This is a genomic window from Paenibacillus sp. USDA918EY (genome assembly GCF_009870825.1).
GTDB lineage: Bacteria > Bacillota > Bacilli > Paenibacillales > Paenibacillaceae > Paenibacillus_AQ > Paenibacillus_AQ albilobatus.
Genome location: NZ_WTWY01000023.1, coordinates 1 through 17127 on the forward strand (window position 1 = coordinate 1; position 17127 = coordinate 17127).

13 protein-coding genes and 3 tRNA genes are annotated in these 17127 nt (G+C 52.0%); 14 read left to right on the top strand and 2 right to left on the bottom strand.

Annotation, left to right across the window (positions count from 1 at the left end):
• Positions 1–61: 61 nt before the first annotated feature.
• Positions 62–135: transfer RNA gene (locus tag GQY55_RS27965), tRNA-Arg, on the top strand.
• Positions 136–149: 14 nt separating this feature from the next.
• Positions 150–233, top strand: a tRNA-Leu gene (locus GQY55_RS27970).
• Positions 234–403: 170 nt separating this feature from the next.
• On the opposite strand, the gene GQY55_RS27975 is transcribed toward GQY55_RS27970, so the two are convergent.
• Positions 404–3922, bottom strand: coding sequence for a discoidin domain-containing protein (locus GQY55_RS27975; RefSeq protein ID WP_160045215.1), 3519 nt, complete (start codon positions 3920–3922; stop codon positions 404–406).
• Between the two features lie 512 nt (positions 3923–4434).
• On the opposite strand from GQY55_RS27975, the gene GQY55_RS27980 reads away from it, so the two are divergent.
• The 4 genes from GQY55_RS27980 to GQY55_RS27995 all read left to right on the top strand — a co-directional run bounded on the left by GQY55_RS27980 (position 4435) and on the right by GQY55_RS27995 (position 7711).
• Positions 4435–5655, top strand: coding sequence for an ArnT family glycosyltransferase (locus tag GQY55_RS27980; protein WP_236575926.1), 1221 nt, complete (start codon positions 4435–4437; stop codon positions 5653–5655).
• A gap of 29 nt (positions 5656–5684) precedes the next feature.
• Entirely contained in the window at positions 5685–6707 is a 1023-nt protein-coding gene (locus GQY55_RS27985; RefSeq protein WP_160045216.1) for a polysaccharide deacetylase family protein, read from the top strand.
• A 154-nt stretch (positions 6708–6861) separates the two neighbouring features.
• Positions 6862–6935: transfer RNA gene (locus GQY55_RS27990), tRNA-Pro, on the top strand.
• 107 nt (positions 6936–7042) lie between these two features.
• Positions 7043–7711 (top strand): BofC C-terminal domain-containing protein, encoded by a 669-nt coding sequence (locus GQY55_RS27995; protein ID WP_236575927.1) that lies wholly within the window; start codon positions 7043–7045, stop codon positions 7709–7711.
• Positions 7712–7792: 81 nt separating this feature from the next.
• Here the strand turns inward: GQY55_RS27995 and GQY55_RS28000 are convergent, their stop codons facing one another.
• The gene (locus GQY55_RS28000; protein WP_160045217.1) at positions 7793–8860 is read right to left on the bottom strand and encodes a branched-chain amino acid aminotransferase; all 1068 of its coding nucleotides are present in this window, start codon (positions 8858–8860) and stop codon (positions 7793–7795) included.
• A 118-nt stretch (positions 8861–8978) separates the two neighbouring features.
• Between GQY55_RS28000 and GQY55_RS28005 the strand changes: the two genes are divergently transcribed.
• The 8 genes from GQY55_RS28005 (at position 8979) to yajC (ending at position 17067) form a co-directional block, all read left to right on the top strand.
• Positions 8979–9875, top strand: a complete 897-nt coding sequence (locus GQY55_RS28005; protein WP_160045218.1) for a LysR family transcriptional regulator — start codon at positions 8979–8981, stop codon at positions 9873–9875.
• Between the two features lie 245 nt (positions 9876–10120).
• Positions 10121–10624, top strand: coding sequence for a crossover junction endodeoxyribonuclease RuvC (gene ruvC / locus GQY55_RS28010; protein WP_160045219.1), 504 nt, complete (start codon positions 10121–10123; stop codon positions 10622–10624).
• A complete protein-coding gene (gene ruvA, locus GQY55_RS28015; RefSeq protein WP_160045220.1) occupies positions 10621–11235 on the top strand; it encodes a Holliday junction branch migration protein RuvA in 615 nt (204 codons plus the stop codon). Before ruvC ends, ruvA begins: the two co-directional genes overlap by 4 nt.
• A 36-nt stretch (positions 11236–11271) precedes the next feature.
• Complete coding sequence (gene ruvB, locus GQY55_RS28020) at positions 11272–12276, top strand: Holliday junction branch migration DNA helicase RuvB (RefSeq protein ID WP_160045221.1); 1005 nt, start codon at positions 11272–11274, stop codon at positions 12274–12276.
• A 77-nt stretch (positions 12277–12353) separates the two neighbouring features.
• Positions 12354–14444 carry a SpoIID/LytB domain-containing protein gene (locus GQY55_RS28025; protein ID WP_160045275.1) on the top strand — a complete coding sequence of 697 codons (2091 nt, stop codon included), beginning with the start codon at positions 12354–12356 and terminating at the stop codon, positions 14442–14444.
• A 6-nt stretch (positions 14445–14450) separates the two neighbouring features.
• Complete coding sequence (gene queA, locus GQY55_RS28030) at positions 14451–15479, top strand: tRNA preQ1(34) S-adenosylmethionine ribosyltransferase-isomerase QueA (protein ID WP_160045222.1); 1029 nt, start codon at positions 14451–14453, stop codon at positions 15477–15479.
• Between the two features lie 37 nt (positions 15480–15516).
• On the top strand, positions 15517–16656 hold the full coding sequence (gene tgt, locus GQY55_RS28035) for a tRNA guanosine(34) transglycosylase Tgt (protein WP_160045223.1): 1140 nt from the start codon (positions 15517–15519) through the stop codon (positions 16654–16656).
• A 69-nt stretch (positions 16657–16725) separates the two neighbouring features.
• Entirely contained in the window at positions 16726–17067 is a 342-nt protein-coding gene (gene yajC / locus GQY55_RS28040; RefSeq protein ID WP_160045224.1) for a preprotein translocase subunit YajC, read from the top strand.
• Positions 17068–17127 lie beyond the last annotated feature (60 nt).

Below are 17127 nucleotides of genomic sequence, written 5' to 3' on the forward strand. Positions count from 1 at the left end.
GAGCATCGCCTTGCCAAGGCGAGGGTCGCGGGTTCGATTCCCGTCGTCCGCTCCAAAATATGCGCCCTTAGCTCAGCTGGATAGAGCGTTTGACTACGAATCAAAAGGTCAGGAGTTCGAATCTCTTAGGGCGCGTTTTACTTTTATAAGCCGGTGTGGCGGAATGGCAGACGCGAACGACTCAAAATCGTTTGGGGAGACCCGTGGAGGTTCGAGTCCTCTCACCGGTACCACATGTACTATAAGCGGTTCATTAGAGATAAATCTAATGAGCTTTTTTTGTTTTTTGTACCTTGTTTACTCTAGAAAACGGGGCTGTTCCCGTTCGAACTATGTTTCCGATTGCGAGTTGATAATCTAACAATCGGGGTGCAGTTCGGACTCGGGAACAGCCCCGTTTATATTATTTTACCTGAAGCCTGTTGATCAGATCCTCCATCGGCCGCAGATCGTGCGCAGCATCGTAAGGATAACGGTTTAGAAACTGCAGCAGCAACTTATGCGTTTTTTCGTTATTGTCGATTTGATTCAGGGACTTTTCCATTTTCGCAATCAACTGCTTGTATTCCCGATTAGAGTCGGAGCCGTACACTTCAAATTCAAAAAAGGAGTTACCGAACGCGGTAGCCCGCTTTATGCCTTGGAATTTGACGTAACGCGCTTGCTGCGGATCAAACGTAATGCTGTCCATATTGCCTTTGGAATTGATGATCCCCTCCCTGCCGGAAACATTGGTCCAGTTCTTCTTGTTCGTAGATACCAGCAGCTGGTATTTCGTCGCATAAGCCGCTTGCCATTTGATGATGACTTTGCTGATGTCTTTAGGCGCCCCGAGGTCAACGATAAACCAAGCATCATCCGCGTAAGCGCTGGACCATCTGGAACTCGGGGATATGTCCCCGTCAACGGCCTTGCCGGACGGGAATGAAGAGGATTCGGTTTTGGAGGATTCCGTCGATTGGTGCAAAGCCAGGTTTTTGCTGCTTAGCAGTTCGATGGCTTTGTTATAAATCATCACGTTATCCAATACGCCTTTAAAGGCATTGGTTTGGCTGCCGATTCGTAACGTCGGCAGGACAAGGGTATTCATTTTAGGATATTTTTCTTCCATCCGTTCCACATATTCATCCAAATTGACGAACAGCGTCACGCCTTTATTATCGCCCTTGAGTGTGAGATGCGTCCACTTGCCCTCCGGAACGGCATAGTTGAAAGTGCTGTTATAATGCTCTTTCGTAAATCCAAGCTTACCGGTTGTGCCTTGCTTTAGCTTCAGTGTTCCGACAGGGGATTCCATCAAAACAGCATCATTCGGGTTGCCCGGGTCCGGATTGACCCACATGGAGACGGTCCAGTCGAATCCAACGGCCTCCACCGGCGTTTCAATGTAGCTCTTTCCGCCGTTCAACCGGATGCCGTTATCGTATTTCCCTTGCGTAACATTGACGTTAACGCCTTTGCCGTCGAAATGGTTGCCGGAATCATCCTTGATTCCGTTTTCGAATGTATATTGAATGACGCTGTTAATGTCGTTGTTGACAGTGATTTTATGGGACAAGTTGGCATTCGGCGCTTCGCCAATGATTTTCTTCCGCTGCTCGAAGCGTTCGAACGATCTGTCGTCTCTCGTACCGGTCCACATTTTCTCCGATACGACCTGAATTCCGGGCAACAGTCGTTCATGCGAATCATCCATCGACACTCCGTTGGCTTCGGATGCATCGTTCCATAGGCAGAACATGCCGCCTTTGACGCGCGGATGACCGAATGGAAGCGTCGTTGTTGCCCATTTGACCGGCTCCCACTCATTGTATAAAAGCCGGGTATTCGGGTAGTCCCTATACATCGTAGGTACGATATACATATATGCGTTCTCGGCATTAACGATATCATAGCCGAGGTCTGCCGCCTGCTGCGGAGAACCATAAGATTCACGCCAGATGTCCATGGTGGCGTCGGTGCTGATAGGCGTCGAACCGTTATATTGCGTAAGCCCGCCCCATAGATGAGGATGTTTACCTTTTCCGTTAATGTATCTGATAAGCGTATCCATGTATCCCCGAAATACTTCCACATCACCGGCGTATTCATCCGTGCCGATGTTTATGTCCGGCCCGACGAATGTCGGATCGCTGCCGTCCAGGTATTCATCAAGTAAGGATTTGACGAATTGAACCGTTTCCGGTTTGGAAATGTCAAGGGTCCGATCGTTCCCCAACGCGGGGTTGTAGGCAGTGAATGCGCGGGAATGCCCCGGCGTATCGATTTCCGGAATGACGTTTACGCCGTATTCCATGCCCAGAAGCTGCAGGTCTTTGAACTCCTGCTTCGTATAATAGCCGTTGGGACTTGGCAGCCCCGGATAAGTGGTGCTCTCCAGCCGGAAAGCCGCTGTCGTTCCGTCTCCGAACGGCGTGCCGACAACATCGTTCAAATGAATCTGGAACGTGTTCATTTTGTACCAGGACAGCAGCTTCACATAACTCCGGAGAAAATCGATGGTATAGAATTTGCGGGCGACGTCAATCATGATTCCGCGCTGTTCGTATTTCGGATAATCTCTTGCTTCGCCTTTTGGAATGGTCCGGTCCGGATGTTGTTTGATGATTTGCAGCGCGGTTCTCGTACCGAAAAACACGCCTTTTGCGGAAGCGGAGGTAATGGAGACATATTGATCTACGTTGAACAGGTTCCCCTCATCGCCAAGCCATGCCAGGGAAGGGTTGATCGACAAGAACAAGTCGCCTTTGCTCGGTTCGCCGTTCACGATCTGGAGGTCGTAGCCGGTGATATCCTGCAAATCCTTACGAGTCAGCTCGGCGGCATTTTGCAGAGCGGCCTGGTCTTTCGGATCTACGACGATCCGCGACGATTTCGACAGAACGTAACTGCCCGTGTGCCCGTACCATTCGCGTAAGGATGGAATGACATCCGGCTCGGCATTCCGGTCCGGCGTTTGTTTATGCTGTCCAGGCACGATGACCGTCATATTTCCGGAAAGCAGTTTGCGGCCCGGGTTTTTTTTATCCTCGACCTGGATGATCAGATTTACCTTGGCGTCCACCAGCGGTTCCCGTATATTGCCTTCCATGTCGATCACTTGGACGCGGTCGCTTCCGTACAGGCTGACTCGATAACCTTCAGGGACTTGCGCTGCGGACCAATCAAGCTTCGTTTGCCCAGGTTTCACTGGAATTGCCGAGCTCACGTTGTCCACGATCCTCTGCAAGTCACGTAATTGGTATACTTCGAATTCATAAAACGAATAGCCGTATAAGACTCCTTTGACAGGCGCCCGCTTGATCCCTTGAAACTTCACGTATCGCGCCTGTATCGGCGTGAAATCTACCGTTTCAACGCCGCCTTTGCACTGAATCGTGCCGTCATTTTCTTTTGCATTTTTCCAGTGCTTGGCGTCATCGGACACAAGGATTTTATAGCTTTTAGCCGGAGTATGCCAGCGGATCACGACCCGGTCGATATCCGTTTTTTTGCCAAGATCGACATAAAACCATTGATTGTCTTTGAGAGCGGAGGACCATCTCGTACTGCCTTGTCCATCGACTGCCAGCTTAGAGTTCAGCTCATTTTTTTCATTGCCGGAGGCGAAGGCGGGTTGGAGCAGAGCCAGGTTCATTTCGCGATCGGTTTTGCCATTTTTCGCGTTATCCTTGGGCGTGTCCTTTGTTATGCTTTTTGTGTCGTCTTTCGTATTGCCTTGCGCGTTGTTTATTGTTCTGTCCTGGGCACGGTCGGAATGGAGTGCTGCTGCAGGAGGATTTTCTTTTCCTGACGAAGGCGCCTCTTTCATGACTTCCTTGGAGGCGGTTTGGGCATGTACGGTTGCCGACTGAACGATGGGGGCCGTCATCACGGCGAGAACAATCAGCGTTGAAGCGGCTTTCAATAATGTCTTTTTCATGGTCCCTCCATATTATTCCAATTTATGTGTTAAATGTGTTAAAACCTGGCTGAGCAAATATGTAGTAAAATTGCGTTTTTCCGCGGTCCCACATGCAGATGCAGCATAAATAACCCCAGCAATCCCAAAACTCCTTGGTTGTTGATGTAGTCGCGATGAGTAAGTCACTAAGCTAGCTCGTTACGTATACGGTTATATGACATTGAATCGTACCAAAGCCCCTCCATCGAATGTCGCCTCGACAACCGCATTCCAACCGGAATTCTGGCTGCGACTCTCTTTTTGCCCCAGCTTTTTAAACAAGTATATAGATTCAATACCCATAAATCCAACTCTATCCTATTTATTAAGAAATGATTAAGCAGCAGTTAAGCAGCAGTTAAGAAGTTTGGAATGAAAGGGTTAAGATCCATTCTTTATTCTTGGATCCGTCAACGTTCATTCCATCGCACGGCTCTCTTTTTAATCCCGCTTTCGCCCGAAAAAGCTTAGACATGACAGGAGGTTTTATTTTGAATATCTTACGATCGCCAAAAGCCGTGTGGGCGATGCTGGCAGTCATTCTGCTGATTGCTGTTTATTTACGAATCGACTTCTTGACCTCGGTGAAGCATAACGTATCCCACGATTCGGTCTATTACGATGAAATGGTGAAACGATTGATCGAAAAGGGGGTGTATGCCTATAAAGCGGAAACTCCGAACGCGCAGGTCGCTCCAGGTTTTCCGCTGTTCATGGCCGGTATCTACAAGCTTGTTGATTATACTCATCATGATCCGTTTCCGTATCTGCGTTATGCGAATCTGTTGCTCAGTATGGTCAATCTGGTCCTGATTTACTTCATTGCCTGCAAGCTGGTCAACGCCAGAATCGGTCTGATCGCAACTGGCGCCGCAGCCACCAATCCTCCGTTCATATGGGCGAATGGCGCAATCCTGACGGAGGTGCTGGCGACTTTCCTATTCCTTTCGTATATCTACCGGCAACTTCGAGCGATTCAAACCGGGCGGGGACGTGATTCCCTGATTGCCGGAGCGCTTCTTGGCTGCACCGCGCTCGTTCGTCCGGAATTTTTACCGGTCGTCGTACCGATCTATCTCTTCTATTGGCTGTGGACCAAGAATCGCGCCGCTTGGAAGCTGCTGCTGTTGGCCTGCATCGGATTGAGCATCGTCATGTCGCCGTGGTGGATTCGCAATCTGGTAACCTTAAACAAGGTCGTGCTGACCGCCACTCAGACGAATCCTTTTCACGCAGGTACATATCCGTACAAAAACTGGGATGACGGCTTGGTTGACCGTCACGGCAAGACGCAGCAAGAAGTGGCGATTGAACGTTTGAAGATAGGCTTCACTGAACATACGTGGCTGTTCCTCAAATGGTATACGGTCGGCAAATTGGATTACATTTATTCCCGGATGTATTTCGGCAGCGGCCATACACCGATGTATAAGGTCATCCCGCTGCGAAACCAGTATCATACGGCTATGATCTGGACCGGTGTGCTCGGTCTCATATTAACGCTCCGGCGCTGGCGCCAGCCGCTGACCTTGATCGCGCTAATCCTGGTCGTGATGTCGTTCATCAGGCTCTTGTTCATACCGGAGTATCGTTACAATTTCATTGCGATGCCCCTGTTCATCATCATCGGCAGCGCTGCCGCGGAGATGATTGCCAGGTGGATTTACGCTAGAATCTCTCCGAGTTTCACGAAGGAAGTTAAGGAAGTATGAACAAGATTTCGGCAAAGGAAGGAAACCCGATGACTTCAATATCTAAACATATTCTGATCGTGTTGGCCTTTGCCATTGCATCTGCCGTCCTGCTGAGCGGTTGTGACCGCTCGCAGAAACCGGCAGAAACGAACAACGGTCAGCCTTCAACCAAGCCCAAACCCGAGACCAAACAGCAGCCTGAGTCCAAAACCCAGCCGCAAACCGGCCCCAAGCAGGCGACAATCATCCCTCCTGCAGGAACGCCTATCGATAAAAAAGTGCTATACCGAAATCATGTTATTGTACTTATGTACCATCATCTAGAGGAGAAACCTTCGGCGAAGTCAAGGATCACGCCACAATTGCTGGATGATCAAATCGCCGCCATGATCCGTAACGGTTTCCGGATTATTTCCATGGACGAGTATCTGGACTTTATGCTGGACGACAAGCCGGTACCCGAGAATGCCGTTTTGCTTACGTTCGATGACGGGTATGCAAGCTTCTACGATTTGGCTTTTCCCGTTCTCAGGAAATATGGGGTTACGGCAACGGACTTTATTATGGCCGGAACGATTGATAATCCGCGGCACCCCGGCATCAAGAAGATGACATGGGATCAGATGAGGGAATTGAAAGCTTCGGGGATGAGTTTCTATAATCATACGTTTGACTCTCATAAGTACGCCGAAATCGATAAGGAAGGGCACGCGAGGCCGATGCTTGTCGCCAAGATGTATCTTCGCAAGGAGGGCCGAATGGAGACGACGGAGGAGTACGACAAGCGGATCAAAGAAGATATCCGCAAAGCTGAGGAATGTTTGCGCAAGGAGCTTGGCAACACGCGCGGAGTGCTTGCTTTTCCATACGGCAGATACAATAACGCGCTGCTCAAAGCGGCGAAGGAAGCCGGGATCGAAGTGTTCCTGACCATTGATCAGGGGATCAATGGCAAAGCGGACCGGATCGGATACCGCATCAATGCAGGAAATCAGAGCATGACCCCCGATAAGCTGATCAAAAAAATGAAAGAAGCAATCCCTGTCAAAACGACCCCGCGATCGAAATGAAGCGGGAAAATAGACGGGCCGGGAGCAGGCTTCCGGCCTGTTTTTAATTGTCAAAATTTACATTTGACCTTCATGCATGTCCGATATATAATAGGGAATGTTGAGGCGATAAACCAGATGAGAAATACTGGTGCGACGCCGATCCGTTCAATAACGGGATGTAGCTCAGCTTGGTAGAGCACCTGGTTTGGGACCAGGGGGTCGCATGTTCGAATCGTGTCATCCCGATCATGAAAGCCATCGATATTTCGATGGCTTTTTTTGCTGTATAAATATGTAATCCCCAGGTCACAATAACAGTAAAAGAAAAAGACTGGGAATAGAAGGGGATTATTGTGAATGCAACTCGGATCAAGAAACAACTGCAAAAGCAGTGGCGGCGCTGGAAACGCCGGTCGTTAACGTTAGGATTATCTTCGCTGGTGATCGCGATGGTGTGGGCCGGCATGTATTTGCCTGACAAAGTGCAAAGCCTGCTAAGCACCAAGCCGCCGGTGGCCATAGAAACGCTGCAATATTATCAACAAGCGGAAGCAAAAAGCGATCCGAAGGAAGACGCGAATTTTTGGAAGCTGCTGAACAAGTCCAAGGAAATCAAAGAAGTGGTCGTTCGCCACAGCTACGTTTGCGGGGAAGAAGAACGGTCGTTAGGAAAGCTGACCGTGGATGAAATTTATAATTTGCTGAACGAACATCCGTCTTGGAAAGGACAGTTCGAAGGACAAGGCAAGGTTGTATTAAACGAAACGATTCACGATCTTTCGCCTACCTGCAAGGAACGGGCGTACATGAGCCTGGATAAGGACGGCAATTTGTCATTGTTCGATGGACCGCCGGAGCAGGATAAAGTCATTAAGACGTTTTTCCAGCTGGATATCAACTCGATGGAATCCTCGCTGCCGGACGATGCATTAAGACATTTGTATGACGGCATCCGCATTCAGGATATCGATGAATATAACAGCGTCCTGTCCACGTTCAGCGATTATGCGCGGGAAGGATAAACCAGCGGCCGACAAAAAAAGATCCGCTCTGTCACGATGACAGAACGGATCTTTTTTTGCGTTGCATAGAGTTTGCGCGTCTTAAAACGTAACGGTCCAATTCCGCGGATCCGGGAGACTGCCGGACTGAAGGCCTGTGATGGTATCATACAGCTTTTGCGACAGTTCGCCGATTTTGCCTTCATTGACATGCATCGTATGTTCGTTCCAGTGGAGTTCGCCGACCGGCGAAATGACCGCTGCCGTGCCGGTTCCGAATACCTCTTCCAACTGTCCTTGCTTGTAGGCTTCGTAAATTTCCTCTATGGAAATCTTCCGTTCTTCGACCGGAACTCCCCAGTCCTTCAAAAGCGTAATGACGGAATCGCGCGTAACGCCCTCCAGGATGCTGCCGTTAATTTCAGGCGTGATGACCGTGCCGCCGATTTTAAAGAAAATGTTCATGCTGCCCACTTCTTCGATATATTTCTTTTCGATGGCATCCAGCCAAAGCACCTGCGAGAAGCCTTCTTTTTTGGCGATTTCCTGGGCTTTGATGCTTGCTGCGTAATTGCCGGCGGCTTTGGCATACCCGATTCCGCCGCGAACCGCGCGGGTATAGGAGCTTTCCACGTTGATTTTGACCGGTTCCAGCCCTCCCGAATAATAGGCGCCAACCGGCGACAGGATGACGATGAACTGATACGTGTAAGAGGATCTTACCCCTAGGCATGGCTCCGTGGCGATGATGAAAGGACGCACGTACAAAGAGGTTCCTTTTTCGGTAGGAATCCAGCTTTTATCGATTTCGATCAAAGTTTTGATCGCTTGGATGACAAAATCCCCGTCGATTTCCGGGATCCCCAACCGGTCGTTTGATTGGTTCAAGCGTTTCATGTTTTTGTCCGGTCTAAACAGCAGTACCTTGCCGGAGTCGGTCAGGTAGGCTTTCATCCCTTCGAAAACGGCCTGCCCGTAATGAAATACCATTGCTGCAGGGTCCAGCGAAATCGGGGCATACGGAACGATTCTCGGATCATGCCAGCCCTTGTCGATGTGGTAATCCATGATAAACATATGGTCGGTAAAATATTTCCCGAAACTCAGATTGCTGCTGTCCGGTTTGTTCCCCGGAGTGGTGGTTAATTGAATTTTGATTTCATCGCTCATGGCCATGCGCTCCTATCGACTTTTATAATAATGTCTACTATAGATAACAAAAAATGATTGGTCAATTCAATGTTATCAATTACAATAATAGTTATCAACTATGGTGGAGGGTTGGTCCATGGATTTTCGTCTGCTTGAATATTTTCTGGCGGTTTGCGAGGAGTTACATTTTACCAAAGCCGCCGTCAAACTGGGCATCAGCCAGCCAACGCTAAGTCAGCAAATCCGGTTGCTGGAGGATCGGGTAGGAACGCCGCTGTTCCAGAGAATCGGCAAGCGGAATTATTTGACGGAAGCCGGTTTGACGCTAAAAGAGCATGCACTGAACATATTCCATGAGCTTGAGCAAGCCCAGACGGAAATTAACGAGCTCAAGGGCATGCAGAGGGGAAAACTTACCATCGGATGCTCGGGCAACCACCTCCTCACGCAAACGCTCATATCCTTTCATCAAAAAATGCCGGGCATCTCCATCTCCGTGCTGGAGCTTGCGACCGAAGAAACGAGAACAGGGCTGCTCGACAACAAGCTGGACCTCGGCGTGGTGTTTCTGCCGCTGGATGACGAACAGCTCGTTAGCATGGAACTGTACACCGAAGAGCTGTGTCTTGCGGTTTCCTCCAAACACCGGCTGAGCCGCAAGAAAGCCGTTAAGCTGGAGGAGCTTATCCAAGAGTCGCTGGTGCTGTTCCCGGAAAAATTTTTGGTGCGCCGAATGGTCGACGCCTACAGCAAAGAGGCCGGGCTGCGGCTGCAGCCGATCATTGAGCTCTCGACCATGGATTCGATGCTGCAGCTGGTCAAGCTGAACGTAAGCTGCACGATTTTGCCGAAATCGTATTTGAATTTGATGCTCCATTCGGACATTGCCATCATCCCGATCGTTAATCCCGTTCCCCAGAAAAAGGTGGGCGTCGTTTACCGGAAGCAAAAATTTTTGAACGCCTCGATGGTTGCTTTTATCCACGAACTTACGCAAACCTATAATTCGACAAAACTGCCGCAAAAGATGTGACCGACCGCCTGCCCCTCTCTCTTCGCGAATGCGAACACTGCCGAAAACATCGTCATCGTAAAAACAACCTCCCCAGACATCATTAGATTCCCGCTAACCCGGTTGCGCAACTAGCATTGGAGCCGATTCGAAAGAGCCTTGACGGACGTTTTTCTGGTAGAGTCATAGACTTGATATGAAGTTTTACATTATAATGAAAAGAACGAATACATATGTTCGCTTTCAGACTAGAGGAGAGAATTCATTTGCGTATATTAGGTATCGACCCGGGGATCGCGATCGTCGGCTTTGGTTTCATCGATCAGGCCGGGAGCAAGCTGACCCCGGTGCAATACGGCTGCATCCAGACCGAAGCCCATACGCCGGACGAGGAGCGGCTGCTGCATGTGTACGAAGCGATGCTTCAGCTCATCGACAAATATCAGCCGGAATGCGTCGCTTTCGAGAAGCTGTTTTTCAACCGGAACGTAACGAACGCGATGCTCGTCAGCCAGGCCCGCGGCGTTCTGATCCTGGCGGCGACCCAGCGCGGCCTGCCGATTGCCGAGTACACGCCGATGCAGGTTAAGCAGGCCATCGTCGGATACGGCAAAGCGGAGAAAAAGCAGGTTCAGGAAATGGTGCGCATGTTTCTGAAGCTGCAGGCCGTGCCCAAGCCCGATGACGTGGCGGATGCGTTGGCGGTAGCCATTTGCCACGCCCATTCGCATGCGTTAAATTCGAAAATAAACGAGGTATATAGAAAATGATCGATTTTTTGAGAGGACCCGTGGTCCATCTGGAGAATGAATATATCGTGCTGGACGTTCAAGGGGTGGGATACCGCGTATTCTGCCCTAATCCTTTAATATTCGCCAAAGCGGAAGGGCCTGTGACCGTGTACACCCACCATCATGTGCGTGAGGACGCGATCCTGCTGTTCGGTTTCCCGAGCCGGGAGGAACAGAGGTTGTTCCGCAAGCTGATCGACGTATCGGGGATCGGGCCGAAGGTGGCCTTGGGCATTCTTGCGGGAGGCACGCCGGAGCAGCTGGTGACGGCCATTTACCAGGAAAACATTACGTTCCTGACGAAAATGCCGGGCATCGGCAAAAAAACGGCGCAGCGCATGGTCCTTGATTTGAAGGACAAGCTGGACGGGTTCGGCACGGCTTCGCTGGCCACCGGACTGTTTGCGGTACCGGAGCCGGAAGAAGGGGACGGATCGGCATGGTCCGAAGCGCGCGAAGGCCTTAAAGCGCTGGGATATACTGATGCGGAGCTGGATCGGGTATGGCTCAAAATCAAGGACGAGACGGCGTTTGGCGATTCGGTGGACATATTGATGAAAAAAGCGCTGAAGCTGCTTTATGCGGGTTAATCGAAGCACTCGGCTGCTGAAAGAGGGGCGATGGGAATGGATGACCGGATCATATCGGCAAATTTAATGATGGAAGACCAGGCGGTGGAGCTGAGTCTTCGCCCCCGGTATTTGAATGAATATATCGGACAGAACCAGGTGAAAGAAAACCTGAAGATTTATATCGAAGCGGCCAAAATGCGCAACGAGGCCTTGGATCACGTACTTCTGTACGGACCTCCGGGGCTTGGTAAAACCACGTTGGCCAACATTATCGCCAACGAGCTTGGCGTGAACTTGCGCACGACCTCGGGTCCCGCGATCGAGCGTCCCGGAGATCTGGCGGCGCTCCTGACCAACCTGCAGGAAGGGGACGTGCTGTTCATCGACGAGATTCACCGCCTGCACCGCACGGTGGAAGAGGTGTTGTACCCGGCGATGGAGGACTTTGCGCTCGATATCATGATCGGCAAAGGCCCAAGCGCACGCTCCGTTCGTTTGGATCTGCCGCCGTTTACGCTGATCGGGGCGACGACGCGGGCGGGCCTGCTGTCCGCTCCATTACGCGACCGTTTCGGCGTCGTAAGCCGGCTCGAATTTTACAACGTGGACGAACTCAGCTATATCGTGTCGCGCGGCGCCGATATTTTCGGCATCGAAATCGTCGGGGACGCGGCCGAGGAAATCGCTTTGCGTTCAAGGGGGACTCCACGGATCGCCAACCGTCTGCTGAAGAGGGTGCGCGACTATGCCCAGGTGCGCGGCGACGGGATGATTACGCCCAAAATCGCGGAGGAGTCGCTGAAGATGCTTCAAGTCGATCCCCGCGGATTGGACCAGATCGACTACAAGATGCTGACTTCGATGATTACGAGCTTTAAGGGCGGGCCGGTCGGACTTGATACGATTGCCGCCACCATCGGGGAGGAAAGCCAAACGATTGAGGATGTGTATGAGCCTTACCTGCTTCAGATCGGCTTCCTGCAGCGGACGCCCCGGGGCAGGATCGTGACCCCTGCGGCCTATCAGCATTTGGGTCTGCCGATGCCTGAAACCCGTTAATTCAATGCGATTGTAAACATTCTTTTTTATATAGACTTCATGGGATGCAAGGAGGAACATAACGAGTGCGAAAATCGATGGTACCGAAGGTTGTTTCATGGTGTGGCAAAGGGCTTCTGGCCGTATTGCTGGCCGCCGGAAGCTTGCAGATGCCAGGCGAGGCAGCTGCTCTTTCTGCCGACCATATCCGGGTCGGGTTGTTTATGGATTTGGGAAGCACCTATAAATCTACGACGACGGCAATGACGCTGTCCTCCGGACAAGCTTGGTCGATCGGATTCAATGCGGCAGGGGGAGCATCCTCCTTACTTACGCTTGCCGCCGGGGAAGAGGCACGTTTCAGCATTGACGGCTTCCGCGTGAAGGTGCTGGAAACCAAAGATCTTTCGGCTGCTGCCGCAGCTTACAAAAAGCTGGCGGCTACGGCGGACAAGCCGATTTTGTTCGCGGCCCCAACGTCCTCCGGACAAGTGTACCAGCTTTATACGGGGTATTATGCCAATGAGCAAACAGCCGCAGCGGCGGCAACGAGAGCAGCGCAAACGGCAGCAGCCTATTTGGACGGGCAGAAACCTGCGGTAAAAGGATCTAAACATTTGACGGCAGGCACGTACGCTTCGGAAGCGCAGGCAACAGCCGCCGCAACCTCCATCAAGGATGTAGGTTTTGACGCGATGGTCGCGTTGGAGCAGACGGCCGACGGCGGCAGCCGCTACGCGGTTTGGGTCGGGGAAGCCGCCAACGATCAGGAACTGGCCGCGCTGCAAAGCTCCGCCGCTTCGCAATTGCCGCAGTTTGCGTTAACGAACGCGGACGCGAGTATGCCGGCGTTGATCATCCGCCAGGATGTCAGCCTCGGGCAAGCCGTAAAACATTTTCAGGTTAGCGGCCAAGACGCCAAAGCTTGGGTATCAAGCAACGGTTCGGAACTGAAGGTGAAAGAAAGATCCAACCGTGCTTACCGCGGAGCGATGGAGATCAGCTCTTTAAACGGGCAGCTGGCGCTGGTTAACGACCTGGCGTTCGAACAATACTTGTATTCGGTTGTTGGCGGCGAGGTGCCGGCTTCGTGGCCTGCCGAAGCGTTAAAAGCGCAAGCGGTCGCCGCGCGCAGTTATGCGGAATTCCAAATCGGGCAAAGCAGCAAATTCAAAATCGCCGATGTCGTCGATACGACGCTCAGCCAAGCTTACAACGGGGTATCTTCCGAATCTCCCAGCGTCGTCGAAGCGGTTGACGCGACCCGCGGCGAAGTGATCCGGAAGGACGGCAAAGTGGTCGAAGCGGTGTTCTCCTCGAATGCCGGAGGCGCGTCGGCCGATCCTTCCGAAGTATGGAACAGCGGCGGGGACGCGTTCGCAAGCGTGCCGAGCCAAGGAGACACGGCCGCGACGAAAGGCCAAAAATTGTGGTACCATGTGCTGCTTCCTTCCGGCGTAAGCGGATATGTGCGTGAAGACAACGTAAAAGAGACCGGGACCTTTACCGGCGGCGGGCTTGCCAAAGTAACGGTAACGGCCAAAGACACCAACGTCCGGCCGCTGCCGCTGATCCAATCCGACAAAAGCCCCGTCGCCAAAATGAATCCCGGCGATACCGCGGTTTTGCTGGAAAAAGTAAACGAGTCCGGCACCTACTCCTGGGTCCGGGGGCCGTTTTCGTCGGCAGAACTGCTGAAAACCATCCAGGGCAAGACGCAGACATCGCCCCCTTCTCCGATCGTAACGCTGGAGGTCACCAAACGCGGGCCGTCCGGCCGGGCGACGGAAATCAAGGCCAACGGCCAAATTCTTGACGTAAAATACCCGGACTTGTTCCGCTCGGCGTTCGGCAGCCTTCCGAGCACATTGTTTGATATTGTCCAAACGGGGAGCTATACTGTACTGAGTGCGAACGGCACGACGACCAAACTGACCGGTTCGTCCGGCGCCGCCGTTATGTCGGCTTCCGGCCAAAGCACGGTGTCGGGAAGCGGAACGGTCATCCTGACCGGGGACGGCACGGCCCGCAGCATAGACCCGAGCGAAGGCTTCCTATTTGTCGGCCGCGGCAACGGGCACGGCCTCGGACTCTCGCAATGGGGAGCCAAAGGGATGGCGGACGAAGGGTATGGTTATCAGGATATATTGAAACACTATTACCAGAATGTGACTTTGACTAAGGAATGACGAAATATGAACGTAGATTTGTACGATTTTGACCTGCCGGAATCATTGATTGCGCAGACGCCGCTCAAGGAGCGCACGGCATCTCGATTATTGACGCTGAACAAGCAGACCGGCGCCATCGCCCATCATACATTCAAGGATATCGTGGATCAGCTGCAGCCCGGCGACACGCTCGTGTTAAACGATACGCGGGTCATTCCCGCGAGATTGTTCGGTACCAAGGAGGATACGGGGGCCAAGGCCGAAGTGCTGCTGCTGAAAAACCTCGGCGAGGACCGGTGGGAAGCGCTCGTAAAACCGGGCAAAAAGCTGAAACCGGGGACGTCGATCCTTTTCGGCGACGAACTGAAGGCCGTCATCGAAGACGAAGGCGACATGGGCGAGCGCGTGCTGAAGTTTTATTATAAAGGGATTTTCCAGGAGATTTTGGACCGGCTTGGCCAAATGCCCCTGCCGCCGTATATCAAGGAGAAACTGGACGACCGGGAGCGGTATCAGACCGTATATTCCCGCCATGAAGGCTCCGCGGCCGCGCCGACGGCCGGACTCCATTTTACGAAAGAGCTTCTCGAGGAAATCGGCCGGAAAGGCGTCACGATCGCCTATCTGACGCTTCACGTCGGGCTCGGAACCTTCCGTCCCATGTCCGTCGACAAGGTTGAGGATCATGTGATGCATGCGGAGTATTATTCCGTTTCGCAGGAAACGGTCGACCTTTTAAACGCGGCGCGCAGCCGGGGCGGACGCATCATTGCGGTCGGCACGACTTCGTGCCGGACGCTTGAAACGCTTGGCACCCGTTTTGCGGGCGGACAGCTCGAGGCTTGCAGCGGTTGGACGGATATTTTCATCTATCCCGGTTACGAATTCAAGGTCGTGGATGCCCTGATCACCAACTTCCATCTGCCGAAGTCCACGCTGGTGATGCTGGTAAGCGCGCTGGCAGGCAGAGAACATATTTTGCATGCGTACGAAGAGGCGATCAAAGAGAAATACCGCTTTTTCAGCTTCGGCGACGCCATGTTTATTTACTAAAGTCCGATCGAGCGGAATCTAAGAGGATGGTAGATATATGACAGCACCCGTGTATTATGAACATATTAAAACATGCAAACAATCCGGAGCGCGGCTTGGCCGCGTTCACACCCCACACGGGGTGATCGAAACGCCGACCTTCATGCCGGTGGGAACGCTGGCTACCGTAAAAACGATGAGCCCGGAAGAGCTGAAGGCGATGGATGCGCAAATCATCTTGAGCAACACCTATCATCTTTTCCTGCGTCCCGGCCATGACATCGTGCGGGAAGCGGGAGGACTTCACAAGTTCATGAACTGGGACCGCCCGATCCTGACCGACAGCGGCGGCTTTCAGGTGTTCAGCTTGAGCGAAATGCGCAAGATCACCGAAGAAGGCGTTCATTTCCGCTCCCACTTGAATGGGGACAAGCTTTTTATTTCCCCGGAAGTGGCGATGGAAATCCAGAACTCGCTCGGCTCCGATATTATGATGGCGTTCGACGAATGTCCGCCGTATCCGGCGGAATACGAATACGTTAAAAAATCGACGGAGCGGACGACAAGATGGGCCGAACGCTGCCTGAAGAGCAATGCCCGCCCTCATGACCAGGCGTTGTTTGGCATCGTGCAGGGGGGCATGTACGAAGATTTGCGCAAACAAAGCGCGCGGGATTTGACTTCCATGGATTTCCCGGGGTATGCTATTGGTGGACTCAGCGTTGGAGAGTCCAAGCAGCTGATGTACGAAGTGCTGGATTATACCGTTCCGCTTCTTCCGGACAACAAACCCCGTTATTTGATGGGCGTCGGTTCTCCGGATGCTCTGGTCGAAGGTTCGATCAGAGGAGTGGACATGTTTGACTGCGTACTTCCGACGCGGATTGCCCGCAACGGAACGACCATGACAAGCCAGGGACGGATCGTGGTCCGAAACGCCCAATACGCCAGAGATTTTGGCCCCCTTGACCCTGCATGCGATTGCTACACTTGCCGGAACTATTCAAGAGCCTATCTGCGGCATTTGATCAAGGCCGACGAAACCTTTGGCCTCAGGCTGACGACGTACCACAACCTGCATTTCCTCATCAACCTGATGAAGCAAGTGCGGCAGAGCATCATGGAAGACAGGCTGCTTGATTTCCGCGACGAGTTTTTTGAACAATACGGTCTTCATGACAATGATAAAGGTTTTTAATCCGAATGGTTTTCGGAAATGCCTGAAAAATGCATTCGCGGGGTTAGTCCTTGAAAGGGGGGAAAGGGAATGTTCGGAAAATTCGAAAGTTTTGAATTTGCGGCAGGCGCAGGCGGCGCAGGCGGCGGCAACAGTATTCTCAGCCTGGTTTTGCCTCTCGTGCTGATGTTTGCGATTTTTTATTTCCTGCTCATTCGTCCGCAGCAGAAGAAACAGAAAACCCGTAACTCGATGCTCAGCGCATTGAAAAAAGGGGATAAGGTGGTCACGATCGGCGGACTTCACGGAACGATCATGGAAATTTCGGACGACGTCGTCGTTTTGCGCGTCAATGACGTCACGAAACTGACGTTCGACCGCAATTCCATCAGCCATGCGATCAGCACCTCATCGGCTGAAAGCGACAAATAAGCCGATAAAGACATAAAGAAAAACAAGATACTTATGAATCTAACGAGGATTGCAATTCCT